The following is an 18,861-nucleotide window of genomic DNA, read 5'->3' as shown; positions in this document are numbered from 1 at the left end:
CTTTATTCCTTAGTTGAGCTGTTATTAAATAAAAGTTGTGAGGTTTGCTCTGCAATAACCCACTCTTCATTTGTTGGAATGACTAAAATAGGACGAGAGTTTTCTGTACCGATATTACCTGCCTTGCCAAAGCAGCAGGCATTATTCTTATCAGTAGCAACAAAGAAATTAAGTAGGCTCAATTGATCAATAATATTGGCTCTAATTAGCGTCGAATTTTCGCCAATACCGCCGGTAAATATTAAGGCATCGATTGATGTTAAGCTGGCAGTAAAAGAAGCAACGGACTTTGCAACACGGTAGCAAAATATATCTAATGCTAACTTTGCTCGTGGATTTTTATCCTTTAACCAAGCTTCTTCTATTTCACGACAATCGTTGCTTAACCCCGAAACCCCTAATAGGCCGCTTTCTTTATGTAACAAATGGCTCACTTGCGCTGTGGTATAGCCGAGTTGATTGATTAGGTGAAAAATAATACCCGCATCAACATCGCCGCTGCGTGTGCCCATCATCACTCCTTCGAGCGGTGTTAAACCTAAGCTAGTATCGACACTCTTACCATTTTTAATCGCAGTAACACTGCAACCATTGCCCAAGTGAGCACTGATAAAATTACTTTCATTAATGGATTTATCGAGTGTTTTAGCCGCTTGTTGTGCAACAAAATAATGGCTTGTACCATGAAAACCATAGCGTCGAATACCATGCTCTTGATAGAGAGCGTAGGGAATACCATAAATGTAAGCTTTTTCTGGCATCGTTTGGTGAAAAGCTGTGTCAAAAACGGCAACTTGCGGCACATCAGTAAAAACCGTTTCCGCGGCGTTAATACCCATCAAATTTGCTGGGTTGTGTAATGGGGCAAGCTGAGACAAGTTACTGATGGTGTTTTTTACTTCATCAGTAATTAACGTTGGCATACAATAGTGTTCACCACCATGGACAACGCGGTGGCCTATGGCACATATTTGTAAATTTAATTGTTGTGAAACTAAGCTGTCAACTAAAGCCATTATCGCTGTTCGATGATCAAATGGATGAGGTATAGCCGTGTGCTTTTTTTGTCCCTTAACGTTAATCTTGATGCTTGCTTGTTCGGACAATAAGCGCTCAGCGAGTCCTGATAGTAATGTTTCGCCGTTTTCTGGTTTAATTAAAGAAAATTTTAAGGATGAACTACCGCAATTTAACACTAAAATTAGATTTTTTTTCATGGTTTTATTTAATGCTCATTTATTAGGTGGTTAATTGTTTTATTACAATACGTTAATTGGAATGATTATAGACCAAATATAGCGTTAAAATATTGATATGAACTAAGGAAGTTAACTTTAGGGAGACTTGATTAAAACTAGTTACAACTTTGTGCTATCTTTTAAATAACCGTTGTTATAGTGTGTCGTTTATGAATATGAGTTTAGTAGAACTAATTAAGCTAGGTCGAGAGTATATGCGACTTTGGCCGCAGCGAGCAGAGTTAGGCAATTATTTTGCCGAGTATCAAGCTGTTCAAATTTGCCGTTTGGCTTTTCGCTATTTACCGGGTATTGCGTTGTTTTCTTTTATTATGCAACTTTACCTAGGATCGATAACATTATTACCACAAGCGTTAGTTTATAGCTTATTTATTTTAAGTATTCCGCTACAGGCATTGTTAATGCTTGGCGTTAAAGCCGATAAGTTTTTGCCGCTGGCACTCGCCTCTTGGTACAAAGAAAGTGTTGCTAGAGTCAACGAAGCGGGTGGTTCGATAAAATTATCACTGCACAAGCCACGTTTTATTGATTTAGCAAAACTACTTAACATCAGTCATCAGTCACAAAATTCTAAATTCTAACCGCTTAACAATTGAGTTAAACGTTAATTGACCGTGTTTTTATAAAGACGTATCAAAAAATCAGCTTGGCAAGTGAAATTATTTCTTGTTTTTAAATCGTTAAGTAAGGTTTCAGTCGTTTTAAAAGCAAAAGGGGTCATTGCTAATAAGTTAATAATATCTTCGCCTTCAGCAAATTTCATCTCATAGTTCACTTCTTTTTGTGCAATCAATGTTAAATTTTCAATAGGACTTTTAGTCATATCATGTTGTTGCGCTGTTCGGTATATTAATGCTTTTAGTTCAATTAAATGATTTTTTGCCGGCGTTACTGTGACTAAATAGCCATTATTAGCTAGTACCCGAGTGAATTCTTCTTCAAGAATTGGTGCGTAAATAGAGTTGATCCAAGAAAAGTAGTTTTCACTAAAAGGTAACAGCGACAAGGTGGCAACACTAAATTGACAATCTTTATATTTTTTAGCGGCATTTTTAACCGCATTTTTTGCAATGTCAATACCATAAACACGGTTGGTAGGCCTTACATACTGTTGAGTATAAAAACCTTCACCACAGCCAGCATCAAATACCGGCTTTGTTAAATCACCATATTGTTGATATAGAGATTGTAATTCATCAGCGAGCGGTTGATAAAAGCCTTTATCTAGAAATTGACGACGTGCGTTAACCATGGCTTTGTTATCACCAGGGTCTTTTGAATGTTTATGTTGAACGGGCAATAAGTTTACATAACCTTCTTTTGCTTCATCAAAGCTATGGTTGTTCTGACAACGATAGCTTTGGTTAGCTAACACTAATGATTTTTTACAAATGGGGCAAACGTATTGAGCAAGGAACATAGTATTTACTCAACAGCTACTTAAAAGTAGACCAAATCGGCGCGTGATCTGAAGGTTTTTCAATAGCACGTAGTTCGTAATCAATATCGGCTTCGATACACGTTGCCGCCATCTTGTGCGTTGCCAAAACCACATCGATGCGTAAACCACGATTATCAACAAAACCTTTAGAACGATAGTCAAACCAAGAATAACGTTCCGCTTTTGTTGGATGCAATTCTCTAAACGTATCTTTAAATCCCCAAGCCATTAAAGTTGCAAGCCATTCTCTTTCTTCTGGTTGAAAACTACACTTACCAGTCTTTAACCAACGCTTTTGGTTAGGCTCACCAATACCAATATCTAAATCAGCAGGTGAAATATTAATATCGCCGATAATGACTACGTGCTCATCTGGGGTATGGTTATCATTTAAATAGGTCATCAAGTCTTTATAAAATTGACGCTTATAGGGATATTTTGTTTCATGAGCGATGTTATCGCCTTGCGGGAAATAACCGTTTAATACCGTTACTTTTTCACCTTGTTCATTGGTGGTCTCAATCATCACCATACGTTTTTGAGACTCTTCAGTATCGCTAGCAAAGCCCATTTTAACAATATTGGCTGCTTTTTTACATAACATAGCCACACCATAATGTGCTTTTTGACCATGAAAATAAACGTGATAACCCATAGCTTCAACAGCTTCAACGGGAAAAGCATCATTATGAACTTTGATTTCTTGTAAGCCAATAATATCAGGCTGGTGCTTATCAATGATGGCTTGAAGTTGGTGTAAACGCGCACGAAGGCCGTTAATGTTAAAGCTAATGATTTTCATAAAAGACTCGATATTGATTTTTTCCACATGCTACCAGAAGTTATCAGAGAAGGTTATTATTAATTGCTAGTGAAGTGAATTAGGTACTTATTAACATCAACTTTTTAATAGACAGGTAAATGTGTAAATAAATAGAAATTAAACTCAACTAAATTAAAGGATTGCCGATATAAGCTTTAGAGAAAATAATAAAGTTGAAGTACATTGCTTACAGAGTCAGTTGACAGTCAAATTCTGGTACACGAATTACAATTAGGTGAACAACTTAATGTAAGTGTGCACAGCGCTCGACGAGCTGACTTTTCACTCTTATTGGCAATGCTAAGTGATGACGTACCTAGCCATAGTCAATTTTCTTTGCCAAAAACTGTCGTTGACACTAAAACGACTAATGATGCAAGCTTACGTAAAGAGTTTGACCTTCCTGATAAAGCACCTTTATCTCTGAATGAAAATCACAGCACAGCAATATTTGATCAAGCAGAACTTATTCAGCAGAATAACCTAGCAGAATTACGTTTATCAAATGCTTTGTTGCCTAAACCGCTTGCTTTTCGAGATGATAAAAAGCATATCAGACAAGAAGTATTAAATAATACCTCGCTGTACTGCCAGAAAAAATTTAATCATACAAAGAATAATACGCCGCAAGACACCGACAGTTCAAGATTATCATTCGATACTAAAGGTTGGCTTAACGCCGTGCATAACACTATCGTTAAAGCGCCGTTACTTGATGCTATAGCATAAGGTTATTGCATTAGCATGCCAATAAAATCGTGCGTTTGTGTTGACGTTATTTGTGATTAACTTTTTCAGTTTACTGGCCTGAGCAATGTTTAAACTTGATTGTTAATTGTTGAGTTTACTTGCTACAGCATTGTCTAAATTTTTATTGCTATGACAAAAGCATCGCTGGTTTCTTTTGGGAAGAACTTGATTGTTAATTGTCGAATTTACCGGCCACAGCATTGTTTAAATTTTTTATTACTATCGCAAAAGCAAGCTTGGTTTCTTTTTGGTGCTATCAGCGCTTCATTGTTACTGACTTCACCATCTAAATATCGCCATTGCCCCTTTTCAACAACAAAGCGTGATGTTTCCTTCATCAGAAAATACTCACCTTGATGTTGGTAATAAGCCGAAAAGCAAACCGTCGGTAAGTGTTGCTCTTTATTGTCAGCGTTTACAGCATTTTGATCATTAAGCTCGGTATAATCACTGGCAGCATTAATGGTTAGTTTTAACCATTTGGTTTCTTTGGCCCATGCTGATATATCAGCGATTGATTGTAAAGCTCTGCTAGCTTGAGCATAAGTCTGATAAATATAATCAGCAGCCTCTGTTGCATAGGCGCTATAGCGAGAACGCATCAATTGCTCTGGTGATTGTGCACAGGTCTCTTGATTTATTAATAAGCAGCAGCATTGCTGAAAACTAATATTTGAACCACATGGGCATTGCATAAAGTCGACATTATTTTAGAAAAGTAGTTGATCTATTTTAGCAGAGCAAAATTTTATTTTCTGTTTTAATAACGGCAAAATCGCTTCAAACTCAATTAATGTAACAATAAAGAAGAATCCGAAAGAGTGACGTAATTTTTTAGTCGTTGCTGGTTTAAACGTTTTTGAGTTTGCTTGGTTAAAATAATGCATTGAGTTTGTCCTTTTTCTGCGAATTGAGTGAGTTGGCTTAATTGTGATTTATCTAAGGTGGCATTACACAAAATAACAGCCGAACAGTGACCTTTTTCTAAAGCATCTTTAATGGTATTTAGTGAGATATTACGTTGATGAAGATTAACTTTTAAGATTCTTTTAGGGTCTATTTTTCCTTGATCAGACAATTGCTGAAGCGGCTTCTCTTCAGGGTTTATCATCAGGATCCATTTGTTATCTAAATCATGATTTTTGAAGATTTCAGTATACTGCTGAGATAGTTCTATGGCATTAGCAATACTTCTAACATCACACCATTTGTGTTTTTTGATAGCCATAGTTGTAGTTTTTAACGCTAAGGTGTTGGTATTAATGTGATTTATTGAATTCATTTTTAAAACCTCGATATACTGTATGTATGTACAGTATATCGTTTTTGGTGTTTATTCAAGCACTTTTTATGATTAATATTAATTGATCCTACTGAAGGATCTAATGTAATAAACGCCAGTAAATGAGGGGAATAGCACCAACAGTATTGAAGATACCACTAGTATTTGTTGGCCCAATGCTATGCTAGGGGATTTTAGCGATAAACAATTGTTAGCTCTTAAGCTTTCCTTAATAAAAGTTTGTTATTTTCATTCACTGAATATTTAAGGTAAATATCCCCCTATGAATAAACAGGTCATTTGATGAATAACCGCTATTAACGTTCATTTTTTTATGGCGAATATTTCTGTAATAACCGACAATAACTTTGAGATAAAACACCTTGAGTCGTTCATACCTATGGCATTGTTAAGTCTTATCTTCACTGTTGATGGTTTTCGACCGTCAAGTATTAATAACCGGCCTTGGAAAAGGCTAGATAATATAAAAACCGTTAATAGTCATTTTAAATTGTTATAGGAAAAATATGCGCATATTGTTAGTTGAAGACGATATCCCCCTGGCTTTGGGATTGCAGCAGTCACTTCGTCATGAAGGCTTTGTTGTTAACCATGTTGATAATGGTAAAACGGCAATTTCAGCATTGTCTGTGTCAGATCAAGACTTAGTTATTCTTGATCTGGGTTTACCTGATATTGACGGATTGGAAGTGCTAAAGCGTACTCGTGATCGTAAGCTAGGTATTCCTGTTATTATTTTAACCGCAAGAGACGCGCTTGAAGATAAAGTTAAAGGCTTAGATTTTGGTGCAGATGATTACCTGGTAAAGCCTTTTGAAATTAGCGAATTGTTAGCACGCCTTCGCGTGATTGAACGGCGTTTAGGCACGGCAAAGTCGGCATTGATTATTTGCTCAGACGTGGCAATTGATACCGCAGCACATAAAATCCTTATTAAAGATGAAGAATTAAAAACGTCAAAAAAAGAGTACATGGTATTAAAAGCATTGATGGAAAATGCCGGTCGAATCCAATCTCGGGAACAAATTGAATCGCGTTTATATGAATGGGGAGAAGAAGTGGCCAGTAATGCTGTTGAGGTACATATACACAACTTAAGAAAAAAATTGCCAGAACAATTTATAAAAACAGTCAGAGGCGTTGGTTATACGGTTAATAAAACCTAATGTCGATTCGTCGCTACTTAGTCCTTATTTTACTATCCATCATCACTTTGATGACATTTTTTGCTGCCATACAGGGCTATAAAGCCAGTATGGAACAAGCAACTAGCTTATTTGATGAGCAATTAGTTATCGTCGGTAAAACCTTGTTAGCGACCTCTGCGACTCTTTCTGACAAGGGTGCCGAAAATCGATTAAGTGCAGCAACAGTGGTCCCTTCTAACCATATTGCTTATCAAGTCTTTAGCAATAATACTTTATTACTACGCACAGATAATGCTCCTGAACAGTCAATTACTGAGTTACCTGCAGGGTTTACGGACCTTAATTTTATTGGACAGCGTTGGCGAGTATATATAGAAACATCAACAAACGAACAGGCGCAAAGAAGTCAATTAAGAGTGCTGGTTGCCCAACCGCTTGAACAAAGATTTTCACTGGCTGAACAAGTTATATTATCTGCTGTGACTCCTATTATTTTAGTTATCCCTTTGATTGCCTTGTTTATTTTTATGGCGATTCGTCAAGGCTTAAAGCCGTTAACTGTTTTGCGCCGAGAATTGTCAGAAAAGAAAATTAATGACTTATCAAAGCTTTCTAGTGAGACATCAACAAAAGAACTACAACCGGTTATTCAGACACTAAATCTGTTATTTGAACGCTTGTCGGCAGCTTTTTCAAGGGAACGTTATTTTGCTTCTGACGCCGCTCATGAATTAAGAACGCCGTTAAGTGTGCTCAAAATTAATGTTCACAATTTACAAATAACCCAAAGTGAAAACCTTGACAGCACCGGGCAGGCTTCGTTAATGCAATTAGGTCAAAGTGTTGACCGAATGGCTCATGTTGTCGATCAAATATTAACGTTAAATCGTACTAATCCTGATCAACTCACCATGGCAGTCACTAAGCTTGAATTACAAGGATTGTTGCAACAAGTGATCAGCGACTTATACCCTGAAATATTGCAGCATCAGCATGATATTTCGTTAGAAAGTGAAGCCCAAATTATTTATGCTAATGAATTTGCCTTATTGACCTTAGTGAAAAATTTAATTGGTAATGCCTGTAAATATACTCCTAAAGGCGGGCATATTTTGGTAAAAACGTTGATTGATGAAGACAGTTTCACCCTGATTGTTGAAGATTCTGGCCCCGGTATTGACTCCAGCGAATACCAGCGAGTTTTCGATCGTTTTTATCGTGTGGGTGGAGATAGCCATCACTCTACTGTGGTAGGATGTGGCTTAGGTTTAGCGATTGTTCAGCATATTGTTAAATTACATCATGCGAGTATTATTTTAGCAAAATCGACGAAATTAGGTGGCCTTAGCGTGTCAGTAAGGTTTCCACAAAAGACTCAAGCGATTGACTTACATTTACATCAGTTTGAACAAGAATGGGAGGACAATAAGTGAAAGCACCTGCTATTTTTATAAAAAAAACCAGCATTATTAGCCTCTTTATCTCTTTAATCTTTAGCCCAAGTGTCTGGGCTGAACGAGCTGAGTATGTCGTAGAATTGAAAGATCATTTGTTTTTTCCTGCGGTTATAAAAATTCCACCAAACAAAAAAGTTAAACTTGTTATTTATAATCGAGATACAACCCCTGAAGAGTTTGACAGTTTTGACTTAAATCGAGAAAAGGTTATTTTCCCCCATAAAAGAGCGGTGATTTTTATTGGTCCATTACCCGAAGGAAAATATAACTTTTTTGGTGAGTTTAATCCTAATAGTGCCAAAGGGACCATTATCGTTACCCCGTTGCCTGAGCGTAAAAAAGCAAGTAAAGCTACTGTTCAAAACATAACAGGAGGTGCTTAATGTTAATTAATACCGTGCTTTTGTTTTTGAGTAACAGTTTAGTTATTTTTATGGTGTTAGCCTTGTTGTTATCGATTAAAAATAAGTTTCAACTCTGTGGTCTTACCCTTATAAGTGGTGCGATATTGGGTATTTTGTTTATGTTACTGCTTTGGATTTATATCGATGTGATCAGCCAAATGTTTGATGATACCGGGCTTGAATGGTTCTATGCGAGTATACATGTTCTTGTATATATTCTAATTTTACATTTTATTCATCGCTCCCATATCAGCGTTAGTACCGCCAATAACAGTCAGCTATCTTGGTATGCTGGCGCAATACTCGCGTTAGTTATTATGCTACAGGGTACTAACTTCCTCATTTACTTTATTGGATATTGGTCGCAAACCGATATGGTTAATTCACTTTTTATTGGCGTTGTTTTAGGAACAGGAATTTGTATTAGTATCAGTATACTATTGTACTTTTTTTGCTTGTTTCTCAATGAGCGTTTGTATGGTCGAAGCACCGAAATTATTTTTGTTTTCTTTGCTTGTGGTTTATTTAATAAAACCAGCGATTTATTACTACAAATTGATTTTTTACCCAGTAGTCGTATGATTTTTGATGTTAATTTTATTGTTAGAGAAAAGTCTGAATTAGGACATTTTTTGAAAGCTTTATTTGGTTACGATGCAAGCCCAACCCTATTACAAATTGGACTTTATCTTTGCGCTTTATTTATCGCACTTTATTGGTGTCAGTTTCCCCAAAAACTTTGGCGGATCCCTCGCTTTAAGCAGGTTGTATCATGAAAAAAATATTTTATGTTTTAACGTTACTCTTGTACAACCTTTACAGCGTTATTGCTTTTGCTGATGGGGTAGTGGTGGATAAAGTGTATCATCCGTACGTGTTACCCAATGAAAAAGAAGTTGAATGGCGGTTACTGTCTCACCAAACGGAAAAGACCAATGACTTAGCGCAGCGCTTTGCCTACGGGCAGTCTGTACTTGACAACCTGATGGTAGAGTTTTATATCGTTGGCGAACGCGATATTGATGGAAATTTTGGTTTATCTGCTTACGAAATAGAAACCCGTTGGATGCTAACGGAGCAAGGTCAGTATTGGGCGGATTGGGGCATGCTTTTTGAATTTGAAAAAGAACATAATAAAGACAGTTGGGAAGTGACTTCAGGCTTGCTGTTTGAGAAAGAAATAGGGCGGACCAGTTTAAGTATTAATGCATTTTTGATTTACGAGTGGGGAAATGACATTAAAAATGAAATAGAAATGGAGTTTCGCGCTCAGTATCGTTATCGCTGGCTACCGCAATTTCAACCCGCAATTGAGTTATATTCAGGTGAAGATTATGTCGGTATTGGTCCAGCTTTCATGGGAATTCAACGCTTTGACCGACAAAAGCAGTTGAAATGGGAACTCGCCTTTATCACTGGACTGAATGGCGAAAGCAAAGATCATATTTTGCGCGCGGCTATTGAGTTTGAATTTTAATGAACCGCATTTTACCACTAAATAGACGCCACTCAGCGACCTTCTTATGGCTATGTTGTTGTTGTTTTTTATTACTTTTTTCGCTGGGGCTAAGTTGGCAAGTCAATAAAAGTGTTAATTTTTTTTATAAGTTTTGGTACTCACCATTAAATATTGAACAAACGATAAAAACTTATGCACCACAGAATACACAAGGTAAACAGGACTTTGCCCAGACAAGTCGTGAGCAACATTTACAAAGCTTTAGCGAAATAGTTGATGAAATTCATAATAACGGCGAGGGTCTGGCAAGGTTAAGTTATCTCAATAACGATAACCAGCGTCGCGCTTTACTGACCAAACCTGAGGTCGTACATTTACAAGATGTCAGTGTTTTAATTAACCAATTACGTACAATATCAGTGATTAATATCTTATTACTACTGATTACGATTGCTGGTGTATCTCGTTTCAAACAGCCAAAGCCAGCTAAAAAAGAGCGCTATATGGCGGTAATTATTCCCACTGTTTTATTTATAGCTGTGTTTTCACTGTTTGGTTTTACCGATGTCTTTTACTATCTGCATACGGTGGTCTTTCCTGATAATCATCAATGGTTTTTTTATTATCAAGAGTCATTAATGAGTAGCCTAATGAAAGCACCCGACTTATTTGCTGCAATAGCATTGTCGCTCAGTGTTATCGCAGCGGGGATTTATATGTTAATTTATCGATTATTAATGACAAAAATCTTTAGCAGCTAATCGTGTTCGTCGGTGCGTTGACAGGTTATATATGGAACAAATGTTGATGAGCATTGAAGTGAATTGTTTGTAAGTCAGCAACTAAAAGCAAGTTTTGGCGAGCATGAAATCATCAATGTTCAGACGATTACCGCTGGTGGTAAGGCGGGTTATATTTCAGCCAAGCAACGGTTTATATAACAGTGTACTGGGCTGAAATAGTAGTACTAGGGGTTAATTGATTCTAATTCTTTAATACGGCTTTGACTCACTAAAATATAACACTTCTTGTAGGCAGAAGCCGCACCCGTTCCCGGTGAAATAGCAAGGTACTGCCATCGACAGTCATTTTCTCTAAAGGTAATAAAATTACGTTGTGAGCGTTTAAACATGTTTAATGCCGCTTTTCTTCCGGTTACAGAGGCAAACTCTTCAAGGATGAACACTTGATTGTTTATCCATGTTTGTAACTCTCTATCTACCGCTTGTTTAACTATGTCTAGACAGCCTGATAAGCCTGAGGTTGTTTTTTGGGTCAGCTCACATTCATCAATAGACTTTTTTGCGTAGCTAACATTGGATAAAAAACAAAGGGCTAAGGTTAAACAATAGAAAGAAGTTTTGCTCATGATACTTTTCATTATATTTATAAGTTTATAGTTAATCATCGGATCATAGGTAAAGTAATAATAGCTCAACTTTATGCGGGTAGTACTTTTTTATAAGGTTTTACGGTCACTTTTTTATAAACACCCGCGCCAATATAAGGGTCTTTATCTGCCCATACTTGGGCTTGCGTTAAACTATCAAATTCAGCAACGATAAGCGAACCTGTAAAGCCTGCATCACCAGGGTTTTCATTATCGATTGCGGGACAAGGACCTGCCATTAATAATCGCCCTTGGTCTTGTAATTCTCGTAAACGTGCTAAATGTTGCTCACGTACTGACATTCTTAAAGCTAAACTATTTTCTACGTCTTCTGAATAAATAAGATAAAACATGTCGTTTCCATAAAGTTTGAGGATTATATATAGGTTAAGTGATTACTTTTTTTCTTCAATTGGTCTGTCACTTTCTTCATCATCATCGGGTAAATGTTTTGATAATAATAAAATTGAGGCGATTGAAAAAACAAACATTAAGCCGGTTAAACCGAATACTTTAAAGTTGACCCAAGTGTCTTGGTCAAAATTAAAAGCGACGTATAAATTTAATATCGCGCAAAATGTGAAAAAGAGCGCCCAAGCTAAGTTTAATTTACGCCAAATATTCTCAGGTAAAGTTAATGACTCATCGAGGAAGTCTTTGATGATGTTTTTATTAAAAATCTTATCACTGACCATAAGTGCGATTGCAAACAATAAATTGATGATGGTGACTTTCCATTTGAGAAAAGTATCGTCATGTAAAAATATTGTTAGCCCACCAAACACCGCAATAAGGACAAAAAATATTAAGGTACGTTTAGGGATGGGTTCTTTTTTGTAAATATAGTAAATTATTTGCGCGGCGCCAAGGATAATTAAAGCGCCAGTTGCCCAATATATATCAACAAATTTATAAACAATAAAAAAAACAACGAGGGGGAGATATTCAAACAGAGCGTGCATAGTATTAAATCTCCAACCAACCTTCGTTTATAAGTGAGTTAATTCTACTCAATGCTTAAGCATTAGCCAAACAATTATTTGGCTAATGTGAACTAATAACGTGAAATACAAGCGAAAACGTTACAAATTATTAACTGAAAGGATTAACTTTTTTAATTAAAATTAACTAACCCTTCATTAATCCGAACGGGTCATCGATAGAATATGATGGTTCAGTAAACCATTTTGCTCCATGCTCACTCATATAAAAATGATCTTCTAGGCGAACACCAAATTCGTCTGGCACCACTAACATCGGTTCATTAGAGAAACACATACCTACCGACAAGGGGGTTTTATCACTGCGAACTAGATAAGGCCATTCATGAATATCTAAACCTATGCCGTGGCCGGTTCTGTGGGGACAACCCGGTGTTTGATAATCAGGTCCCATTGCTTGGCTGGCTAAATAATCGCGAGCGGCAATATCAACATCACCACAAGGTACGCCAAGTATTGCTGCGTTAAATGCACTTGCTTGGGCATTTTTTTCAATCAACCACATTTGACGCTGACGTGGGTTAGCTTCACCAAAAACATAGGTTCTGGTGATATCTGAATTGTATCCTTCTAACTGACAACCGGTATCAATAAGCACTATATCGTTAATGTCTAAAGTTTTTGGGTTTTTTACCCCGTGTGGAAAAGATGAATCTTCACCAAAGAGCACAATACAAAAGTAAGATCCTGCAGCGGCGCCAACCTTTATGTGGGCTTGATTGATAAAGTCAGTAACTTCTTGCGTACTGATCCCCTGATATAATATTTTAGCGACGGCTTGATGTACTGCCATCGTCATATTTTTAGCCTGTTGTAGCAACGCTATTTCAGCTAACGATTTTTCACTACGACAACCAGCCGTAATTGCTTTTGCATTGATCAGTTGGTAATTGTTTGGGCTACTGTCGGCACATTGTTTAATACCATCAGCAATGAAGAATGCGGTTGACTCGTCAAGCGCAATATTGCCTGAGTCAATCCCCATATTTTTTAAGGTTTCAATAAATAATTGATAAGGATTTTCATGTTCTTGCCAACCATTAACTTTACCTTTAATGGTCATATACTGACGTAAGGTATTGACCTCAAAGAAGGGGGTAATGTATTGAATTTCGCCTTGCTGTGGGATTATTGCCCCAACCATACGTTCACTGGCATACCATTTTGTGCCCGTAAAATAATAGAGGTTAGTGCCAGCATCTAAGTAAGTTGCCTCAATATTATTATCTTTCATTAATTGCTGAGCTTTAGCGATACGTAACTGAAACTCGTTTGAAGAAATAGGCTCAACATCGCCGGTCATATTGTTAAGTTTGGCTAGCTCTGTTTGTGCATCAGAGCCTCCTACACCTATAGTCATTTTTTGTGTCATTAGCGTCCCAAAAGTAATGTATATTATTTCGTTATTATGACATGAATTGTTTATTTTATACAATATACATTGCTAAAGTGGCTATTTTTACATGTTATAAAAGCCAAGTTATCGCGCTATTAATATTTAAGGAATATTGGGTCTGCTGATAGATTAAGTGCCTGTAAGTAAAGCTCAGGGTTATTGTCTTGAAAAAACTTTACCCGAGCAACCGCTTGCGGTAGATCTTGATTTGCCGCATGAATAAGCCAGGCAAGTCCAAGGCCATGATCTTCTTCTGTGCCTTCAGCTAAGAAAAAAGCACGGCCCATCGCGCCCATCGCTTTTGCATGACCAAGCTTTGCCGCTTGTTCAAACAATTGAAACGCTTGTTCAACATCGCCAGACTGTCTTTTTATGAGAGCTTTATCAAACAAGTCGTTATCACTTTCGCTTAAGGGCGAAGTCGTTATGTCGGGCTCATTATTTAACTCATTTTGCCGTTGCTGTTTAAAGGGGTCATCAACAGCTTTGTTATGGTGAGTTTCTAAGTATAAGTCTTCAATAAGCTCGCTGTTTTCATCTTCGTCGTCTGAAAAAATATCTTTAATGTCTATGTCTTTTCTTTTTTCAGTTAACAAACAACTCATCACTGCATCATAGCGACTATTAAGTTGCTCTATGGTTTGTTGTTGTTTACTGATTTGTTTTTTGTAATAGCTTGCATCTTCAGTTAATTGTTTGATATGAGCATTTTGTTGGTCAAGATGTTTTTGATGAGACTGCTTTAAGTTATCAATGTTTGATTGATTAGCGAGATCAATTCTTAATTGTTGGCTATGACTATATTTTTCGAATCGCTCTAATACACCTTGAACACTCTGCTCGTAGTTAGTTTTCATTTTTTCAAACCAACGAAATATTTGGCTGGGCACTTTTTGATTATCTTCTGGCATAGCTGTTCTCAAAACATATCCTTTTTTTAACCATAATAATTGTAAACAGGGAAAGCAATATATTCATTACGAAAGCTCACTTTATTTATGTTTATTTAAAAAAAAAGCAATAAATTTATGCTAAACACCTAAAAAATGGCGGGTTTCTATTAAAATAAACTTGCAGTTAATTTTTTATGGTTTATCTTTATTGCTAAGAATTCTATTTTTATACGAATTTATAAGGGATTAAATGTTCATATTACCGGCTCTGCTAACCATTGCTCAAGTGGATGACTGTAAAAATCAGTTACTCGATGAAATTGCTAAAAATGATGTTATAACTTTTGACGACAGCGCTGTTACCCATATAGATACCGTTGGTGTGCAATTATTATTAGCGGCGGTAACCTACATCGCAGCACAAAATAAAGTACTCAATTGGAATTCTACCTCCCGTGTTATTCAAGAAAGCGTTAAGCAATTAGGGCTTAATGAAGCCATTTTAAATCAATATCTAAATGCTTAGAATCAATTTTTTAGTGAGATATCCTCTAAATATTATTAAGCTTTTGCTGTTTATATTTACCTTAAAAAGGAAATACCTATGACCAAAATTTTGGTTGTTGATGATTCTAACTCTATTCGCGATATGGTTAGTTTTACATTAAAAAGTGCCGGTTATGAAACCGTTGAAGCAAGAGACGGACAAGAAGGTTTGAGCAAAGCTCAGGGTGGGGCGTTTGACTTAGTGATCTCTGACGTAAATATGCCGATTATGGATGGTATTACTTTATGCGAAGAGTTACGTAAGTTACCCCCTTTTAAGTTTACTCCTATTTTGATGCTAACGACCGAAAGTTCTGGTGATATGAAAATGCGTGGCAAAGCAGCTGGTGCTACCGGATGGTTAGTTAAACCTTTTAATCCTGAAAAATTATTAGCAACCATTAAACGGGTTGTTAGGTAGCTATTATGAGCGTAGATCTCACACAGTTTATTCCAAGCTTTTTAGAAGAAAGTTTTGAAGGTCTCGAATTAATGGAGTCGAGCTTGCTAAATTTAGAGCAAGGTGATGATGAAACGATTAATTCAATATTTCGTGCTGCCCATTCCATTAAAGGAGGTGCTGGTACTTTTGGCTTTAATCATGTCACAGAGTTCACCCACTTGGTTGAAACACTTCTTGATGAAATGCGTGATGGCAGGCGTAATATTGAACAAGATGACGTTGAATTATTATTAGAGTCTGTTGACTGTATGCGCTTGTTAATTGAGGCAATAAGAGATGAACAAGAGTGTGATAGTGAAAAAATAGCTGAAAACTCAACGCGCTTAGAGGAAACATTAGCCTCAAGTGGCAATGGGAATACTGAAGCACTACTTATAAATGTTGATGACACCACAGACAATAACAATGATATAACAAGGTGGCAGATAAAATTTATACCAGAGCATCATTTAGTGCAAACCGGTAATGATCCTCTACTCCTCTTTAATGCCTTGGCTGATTTAGGAGAAATTTCTTTAGTGGCTGATGCTAAAGACCTACCAGCATTAAGTGATATTGATGCCGAAGAACTCTATTTAAGTTGGCAGTTAACATTGTGCTCAAATGCCAGTGAAGCGGATATAAAAGAAGTCTTTGAATGGGTTGAAGATGAATGTGAATTAATTATTACCAAAGAAGATCACATCCCAGAAGTCAACGTTGAAGAGGTGATTGAAGCCAATACCCTTGACGAGTCAAGCCAAGATGAAGCGGCTAATATAACAACGCCAATCGAAGACAGCTTTCCTGAGCCTACGCCAAAAAACACCCCAGATAAGCCGGCAGGTAAGTCTAAAAATGATCTCGGCTCTATTCGAGTCGGTGTTGATAAAGTTGACAGTTTAATTAACCTGGTTGGTGAATTAGTAATTACTCAATCTATGCTGTCTGAGTTAGGCAATGATTTTGACTTATCAAAAGTTGAGCGCCTAAATGCGGGGTTGGAGCAGTTACTGCAAAATACTAAAGAATTACAAGAAAGTGTTATGCGAATTCGCATGCTACCGATTAGTTTCGTTTTTAATCGTTTTCCAAGGTTAGTACATGACCTGTCTAAAAAAACAGGAAAAGAAATTGAGCTTATTCTTAAAGGTGAGCAAACAGAACTCGATAAAACTGTTATGGAACAAATTGGCGATCCGCTGGTACATTTAGTGCGTAATGCCGTTGATCATGGTATTGAGTCTGCACAAGTTAGACTCGCTAATGGTAAGCCTGAAAAGGGTTCTATTGTGCTTAATGCCTTTCATCAAGGTGGCAGTATTTGTATTGAAATTAGTGATGATGGTGGCGGCATTGACCGCCAAGCTGTTTTTAATAAGGCACTTGAAAAAGGCCTCGTTGATGAAAAAACCACCTTGTCTGATAGCCAAGTTTTTGATTTACTTTTTGAACCTGGATTTTCTACTGCTAAAGAAGTCAGTGATATTTCTGGTCGTGGCGTCGGTATGGATGTGGTAAAAAAGAATATTCAATCATTAGGTGGACGAATACAAGTCGAGTCTGAACAAGGCAAGGGGAGTACCTTTCGGGTAAACCTACCCCTTACCTTAGCGATACTTGATGGTCAGTTAGTTCGGGTGGGTAAGGAAGTTTATATCATTCCTTTAATTACTATTGTTGAATCTCTGCAGCCACAAAAAGAGCTTATTAATCGTGTTTCAGGTGACATGCTGCTTTATCGACTCAGGGAAGATAATGTACCGGTTATCCCTATTTATCAGTTATTTAATATTCCTTGTGAATTTGAACATATCGAAAGTTGTTTGTTGGTTGTGGTTGAAGCAGACGGACAAAAAATTGGTTTAATGGTTGATGATTTACTTGCCCAGCAGCAAGTCGTCATTAAGAGCTTAAATGATAATTATCAACAAGTTCAAGGTGTCTCAGGAGCCACTATTTTGGGTGACGGTTCTGTGGCTATGATTCTTGATGTACCAGGTATTATTGAAATGGCGTTAACAAAAGCACAAATAAATCAACACCACCAGTCAAGTGTTCAATCTCAAATTACCCAGTCAATATCGACAGGAGTGAACACTTAATGGATATTCAAATGTTAGCAGCAGAGGTGCCAGTTGAGGGAGAGTATTCCTTAGAGGGCATCGACTTTATAACCAGTGGTGACCAATACCTCACTTTTTTATTAGCCGATGAACAATATGCGGTTGATATTTTATGTGTCGAAGAAATACGTAGTTGGGAAAACCCAACCCGCATCCCTAATTCACCTTGTTATATTAAAGGGGTTATAAATATGCGCGGTATTATTGTACCGATAGTTGATCTACGAATGAAATTTAATATCGGTAGTGCTATTTATTGTGAAACAACGGTAGTGATTGTTTTAACTGTGGAAACCGAAGACAAAACGCGCACTATAGGTTTTGTGGTTGACGCCGTCTCAGATGTGCTCAATGTAGAAGCTAGCGATATAAAACCTGCCCCAGCATTTGGTGGCTATGTACCACAAAATTACTTACAAGGTTTAGTAAATGTTGGCGAAAATGTTGTCATTTTACTCAATGTTAACGTTTTACAAGAAATTGAAAAACATCAGTTAATATAAATAAAGGAAGATACCATGGAACAAGAGCAAGAATATCTCACCTTTATGTTAAATGGCGAAGAGTATGGTGTTGATATTTTATGCGTACAAGAAATACGCGTGTGGAGTTCAGTTACTGAGTTACCGAACAAGCCAAATTATATCAAAGGGGTCATTAACTTACGTGGCATTATTGTACCTATCATAGATTTACGCCAACGTTTTGGTCAACAACCGCTCGTATATAATGAGCAAACAGTGACCATTATTTTACGAAAGCCAAATAGTCAAAAAAACATGGTAGTCGGTATTGTGGTCGACGCCGTGTCAGAAGTGTACAAGTTTGACAAAAAATCAATACGGGTCCCTCCTACTTTTGGTAATAAAATAGATCGTTGTTTTTTACAGGGCTTAGTGTCAATTGACGACAGGCTTATTATTTTACTTGATAGTCATAGTTTATTAGATCAGGACGAACTCTACGACGTAGACAATCACCTAAAAAGTTCACAGCAAAACACATAGAAAGCAGCGTTAATTG

At 37.0% G+C, this 18,861-nt stretch carries 23 protein-coding genes; 13 read left to right on the top strand and 10 right to left on the bottom strand.

The genetic code is table 11. The features are described from left to right. Positions 1 to 2 precede the first annotated feature (2 nt). Positions 3 to 1,217 (bottom strand): acetate kinase, encoded by a 1,215-nt coding sequence (locus H4J70_RS14080; protein ID WP_182222250.1) that lies wholly within the window; start codon positions 1,215 to 1,217, stop codon positions 3 to 5. A 191-nt stretch (positions 1,218 to 1,408) separates the two neighbouring features. Between H4J70_RS14080 and yfbV the strand changes: the two genes are divergently transcribed. Continuing rightward, on the top strand, positions 1,409 to 1,840 hold the full coding sequence (gene yfbV / locus H4J70_RS14075) for a terminus macrodomain insulation protein YfbV (RefSeq protein ID WP_182230800.1): 432 nt from the start codon (positions 1,409 to 1,411) through the stop codon (positions 1,838 to 1,840). A 23-nt stretch (positions 1,841 to 1,863) separates the two neighbouring features. On the opposite strand, the gene rlmA is transcribed toward yfbV, so the two are convergent. Both rlmA and xthA read right to left on the bottom strand, forming a co-directional pair. Continuing rightward, the gene (gene rlmA / locus H4J70_RS14070) at positions 1,864 to 2,679 is read right to left on the bottom strand and encodes a 23S rRNA (guanine(745)-N(1))-methyltransferase (protein WP_182230801.1); all 816 of its coding nucleotides are present in this window, start codon (positions 2,677 to 2,679) and stop codon (positions 1,864 to 1,866) included. 16 nt (positions 2,680 to 2,695) lie between these two features. After that, positions 2,696 to 3,502: an exodeoxyribonuclease III gene (xthA, locus tag H4J70_RS14065; RefSeq protein WP_182215767.1), complete on the bottom strand. Its 807-nt coding sequence runs from the start codon at positions 3,500 to 3,502 to the stop codon at positions 2,696 to 2,698. A gap of 204 nt (positions 3,503 to 3,706) precedes the next feature. Between xthA and H4J70_RS14060 the strand changes: the two genes are divergently transcribed. Then, positions 3,707 to 4,252: a VC2046/SO_2500 family protein gene (locus H4J70_RS14060; RefSeq protein WP_182222253.1), complete on the top strand. Its 546-nt coding sequence runs from the start codon at positions 3,707 to 3,709 to the stop codon at positions 4,250 to 4,252. Between the two features lie 206 nt (positions 4,253 to 4,458). On the opposite strand, the gene H4J70_RS14055 is transcribed toward H4J70_RS14060, so the two are convergent. Both H4J70_RS14055 and H4J70_RS14050 read right to left on the bottom strand, forming a co-directional pair. Continuing rightward, the gene (locus tag H4J70_RS14055) at positions 4,459 to 4,968 is read right to left on the bottom strand and encodes a YchJ family protein (protein WP_182222254.1); all 510 of its coding nucleotides are present in this window, start codon (positions 4,966 to 4,968) and stop codon (positions 4,459 to 4,461) included. A 95-nt stretch (positions 4,969 to 5,063) separates the two neighbouring features. Beyond that, positions 5,064 to 5,555, bottom strand: a complete 492-nt coding sequence (locus tag H4J70_RS14050; RefSeq protein ID WP_182222255.1) for a hypothetical protein — start codon at positions 5,553 to 5,555, stop codon at positions 5,064 to 5,066. Between the two features lie 527 nt (positions 5,556 to 6,082). On the opposite strand from H4J70_RS14050, the gene H4J70_RS14045 reads away from it, so the two are divergent. The 6 genes from H4J70_RS14045 to H4J70_RS14020 are packed head-to-tail and all read left to right on the top strand — an operon-like array spanning position 6,083 to position 10,805. Next, complete coding sequence (locus H4J70_RS14045; RefSeq protein WP_182215775.1) at positions 6,083 to 6,742, top strand: response regulator; 660 nt, start codon at positions 6,083 to 6,085, stop codon at positions 6,740 to 6,742. Further along, a complete protein-coding gene (locus H4J70_RS14040; RefSeq protein WP_182222256.1) occupies positions 6,742 to 8,157 on the top strand; it encodes an ATP-binding protein in 1,416 nt (471 codons plus the stop codon). Before H4J70_RS14045 ends, H4J70_RS14040 begins: the two co-directional genes overlap by 1 nt. A 32-nt stretch (positions 8,158 to 8,189) precedes the next feature. Then, entirely contained in the window at positions 8,190 to 8,564 is a 375-nt protein-coding gene (locus tag H4J70_RS14035; RefSeq protein ID WP_182215869.1) for a cupredoxin domain-containing protein, read from the top strand. Then, a complete protein-coding gene (locus H4J70_RS14030) occupies positions 8,564 to 9,361 on the top strand; it encodes a hypothetical protein (RefSeq protein ID WP_182251303.1) in 798 nt (265 codons plus the stop codon). The genes H4J70_RS14035 and H4J70_RS14030 overlap by 1 nt, the downstream gene beginning before the upstream one ends. Further along, complete coding sequence (locus tag H4J70_RS14025) at positions 9,358 to 10,062, top strand: hypothetical protein (RefSeq protein ID WP_182215780.1); 705 nt, start codon at positions 9,358 to 9,360, stop codon at positions 10,060 to 10,062. The genes H4J70_RS14030 and H4J70_RS14025 overlap by 4 nt, the downstream gene beginning before the upstream one ends. Beyond that, on the top strand, positions 10,062 to 10,805 hold the full coding sequence (locus H4J70_RS14020; RefSeq protein WP_182244655.1) for a DUF1461 domain-containing protein: 744 nt from the start codon (positions 10,062 to 10,064) through the stop codon (positions 10,803 to 10,805). Before H4J70_RS14025 ends, H4J70_RS14020 begins: the two co-directional genes overlap by 1 nt. A 206-nt stretch (positions 10,806 to 11,011) precedes the next feature. On the opposite strand, the gene H4J70_RS14015 is transcribed toward H4J70_RS14020, so the two are convergent. The 5 genes from H4J70_RS14015 to H4J70_RS13995 form a co-directional block, all read right to left on the bottom strand. After that, positions 11,012 to 11,413, bottom strand: a complete 402-nt coding sequence (locus H4J70_RS14015) for a lysozyme inhibitor LprI family protein (RefSeq protein WP_182215784.1) — start codon at positions 11,411 to 11,413, stop codon at positions 11,012 to 11,014. A 71-nt stretch (positions 11,414 to 11,484) separates the two neighbouring features. Further along, complete coding sequence (locus H4J70_RS14010) at positions 11,485 to 11,787, bottom strand: YciI family protein (RefSeq protein WP_182215786.1); 303 nt, start codon at positions 11,785 to 11,787, stop codon at positions 11,485 to 11,487. Between the two features lie 42 nt (positions 11,788 to 11,829). Beyond that, positions 11,830 to 12,396 carry a septation protein A gene (locus H4J70_RS14005; protein ID WP_182230802.1) on the bottom strand — a complete coding sequence of 189 codons (567 nt, stop codon included), beginning with the start codon at positions 12,394 to 12,396 and terminating at the stop codon, positions 11,830 to 11,832. Positions 12,397 to 12,562: 166 nt separating this feature from the next. Continuing rightward, on the bottom strand, positions 12,563 to 13,795 hold the full coding sequence (locus H4J70_RS14000; protein WP_182215871.1) for a Xaa-Pro peptidase family protein: 1,233 nt from the start codon (positions 13,793 to 13,795) through the stop codon (positions 12,563 to 12,565). 131 nt (positions 13,796 to 13,926) lie between these two features. After that, positions 13,927 to 14,754 (bottom strand): tetratricopeptide repeat protein, encoded by an 828-nt coding sequence (locus H4J70_RS13995; RefSeq protein ID WP_182215789.1) that lies wholly within the window; start codon positions 14,752 to 14,754, stop codon positions 13,927 to 13,929. A gap of 220 nt (positions 14,755 to 14,974) precedes the next feature. Between H4J70_RS13995 and H4J70_RS13990 the strand changes: the two genes are divergently transcribed. The 5 genes from H4J70_RS13990 (at position 14,975) to H4J70_RS13970 (ending at position 18,845) form a co-directional block, all read left to right on the top strand. Beyond that, a complete protein-coding gene (locus H4J70_RS13990; protein ID WP_182215791.1) occupies positions 14,975 to 15,250 on the top strand; it encodes a lipid asymmetry maintenance protein MlaB in 276 nt (91 codons plus the stop codon). Positions 15,251 to 15,328: 78 nt separating this feature from the next. Further along, the gene (locus tag H4J70_RS13985) at positions 15,329 to 15,691 is read left to right on the top strand and encodes a response regulator (RefSeq protein ID WP_070373857.1); all 363 of its coding nucleotides are present in this window, start codon (positions 15,329 to 15,331) and stop codon (positions 15,689 to 15,691) included. A gap of 5 nt (positions 15,692 to 15,696) precedes the next feature. Continuing rightward, positions 15,697 to 17,817 (top strand): chemotaxis protein CheA, encoded by a 2,121-nt coding sequence (locus H4J70_RS13980; protein WP_182215793.1) that lies wholly within the window; start codon positions 15,697 to 15,699, stop codon positions 17,815 to 17,817. Next, positions 17,817 to 18,341: a chemotaxis protein CheW gene (locus H4J70_RS13975; RefSeq protein WP_182215795.1), complete on the top strand. Its 525-nt coding sequence runs from the start codon at positions 17,817 to 17,819 to the stop codon at positions 18,339 to 18,341. The genes H4J70_RS13980 and H4J70_RS13975 overlap by 1 nt, the downstream gene beginning before the upstream one ends. A gap of 15 nt (positions 18,342 to 18,356) precedes the next feature. After that, positions 18,357 to 18,845, top strand: coding sequence for a chemotaxis protein CheW (locus H4J70_RS13970; RefSeq protein WP_182215796.1), 489 nt, complete (start codon positions 18,357 to 18,359; stop codon positions 18,843 to 18,845). Positions 18,846 to 18,861 lie beyond the last annotated feature (16 nt).

The organism is Colwellia sp. BRX8-9 (assembly GCF_014077245.1).
Classification (GTDB): domain Bacteria; phylum Pseudomonadota; class Gammaproteobacteria; order Enterobacterales; family Alteromonadaceae; genus Colwellia_A.
This window is presented reverse-complemented; position numbering and strand designations above follow the sequence as displayed.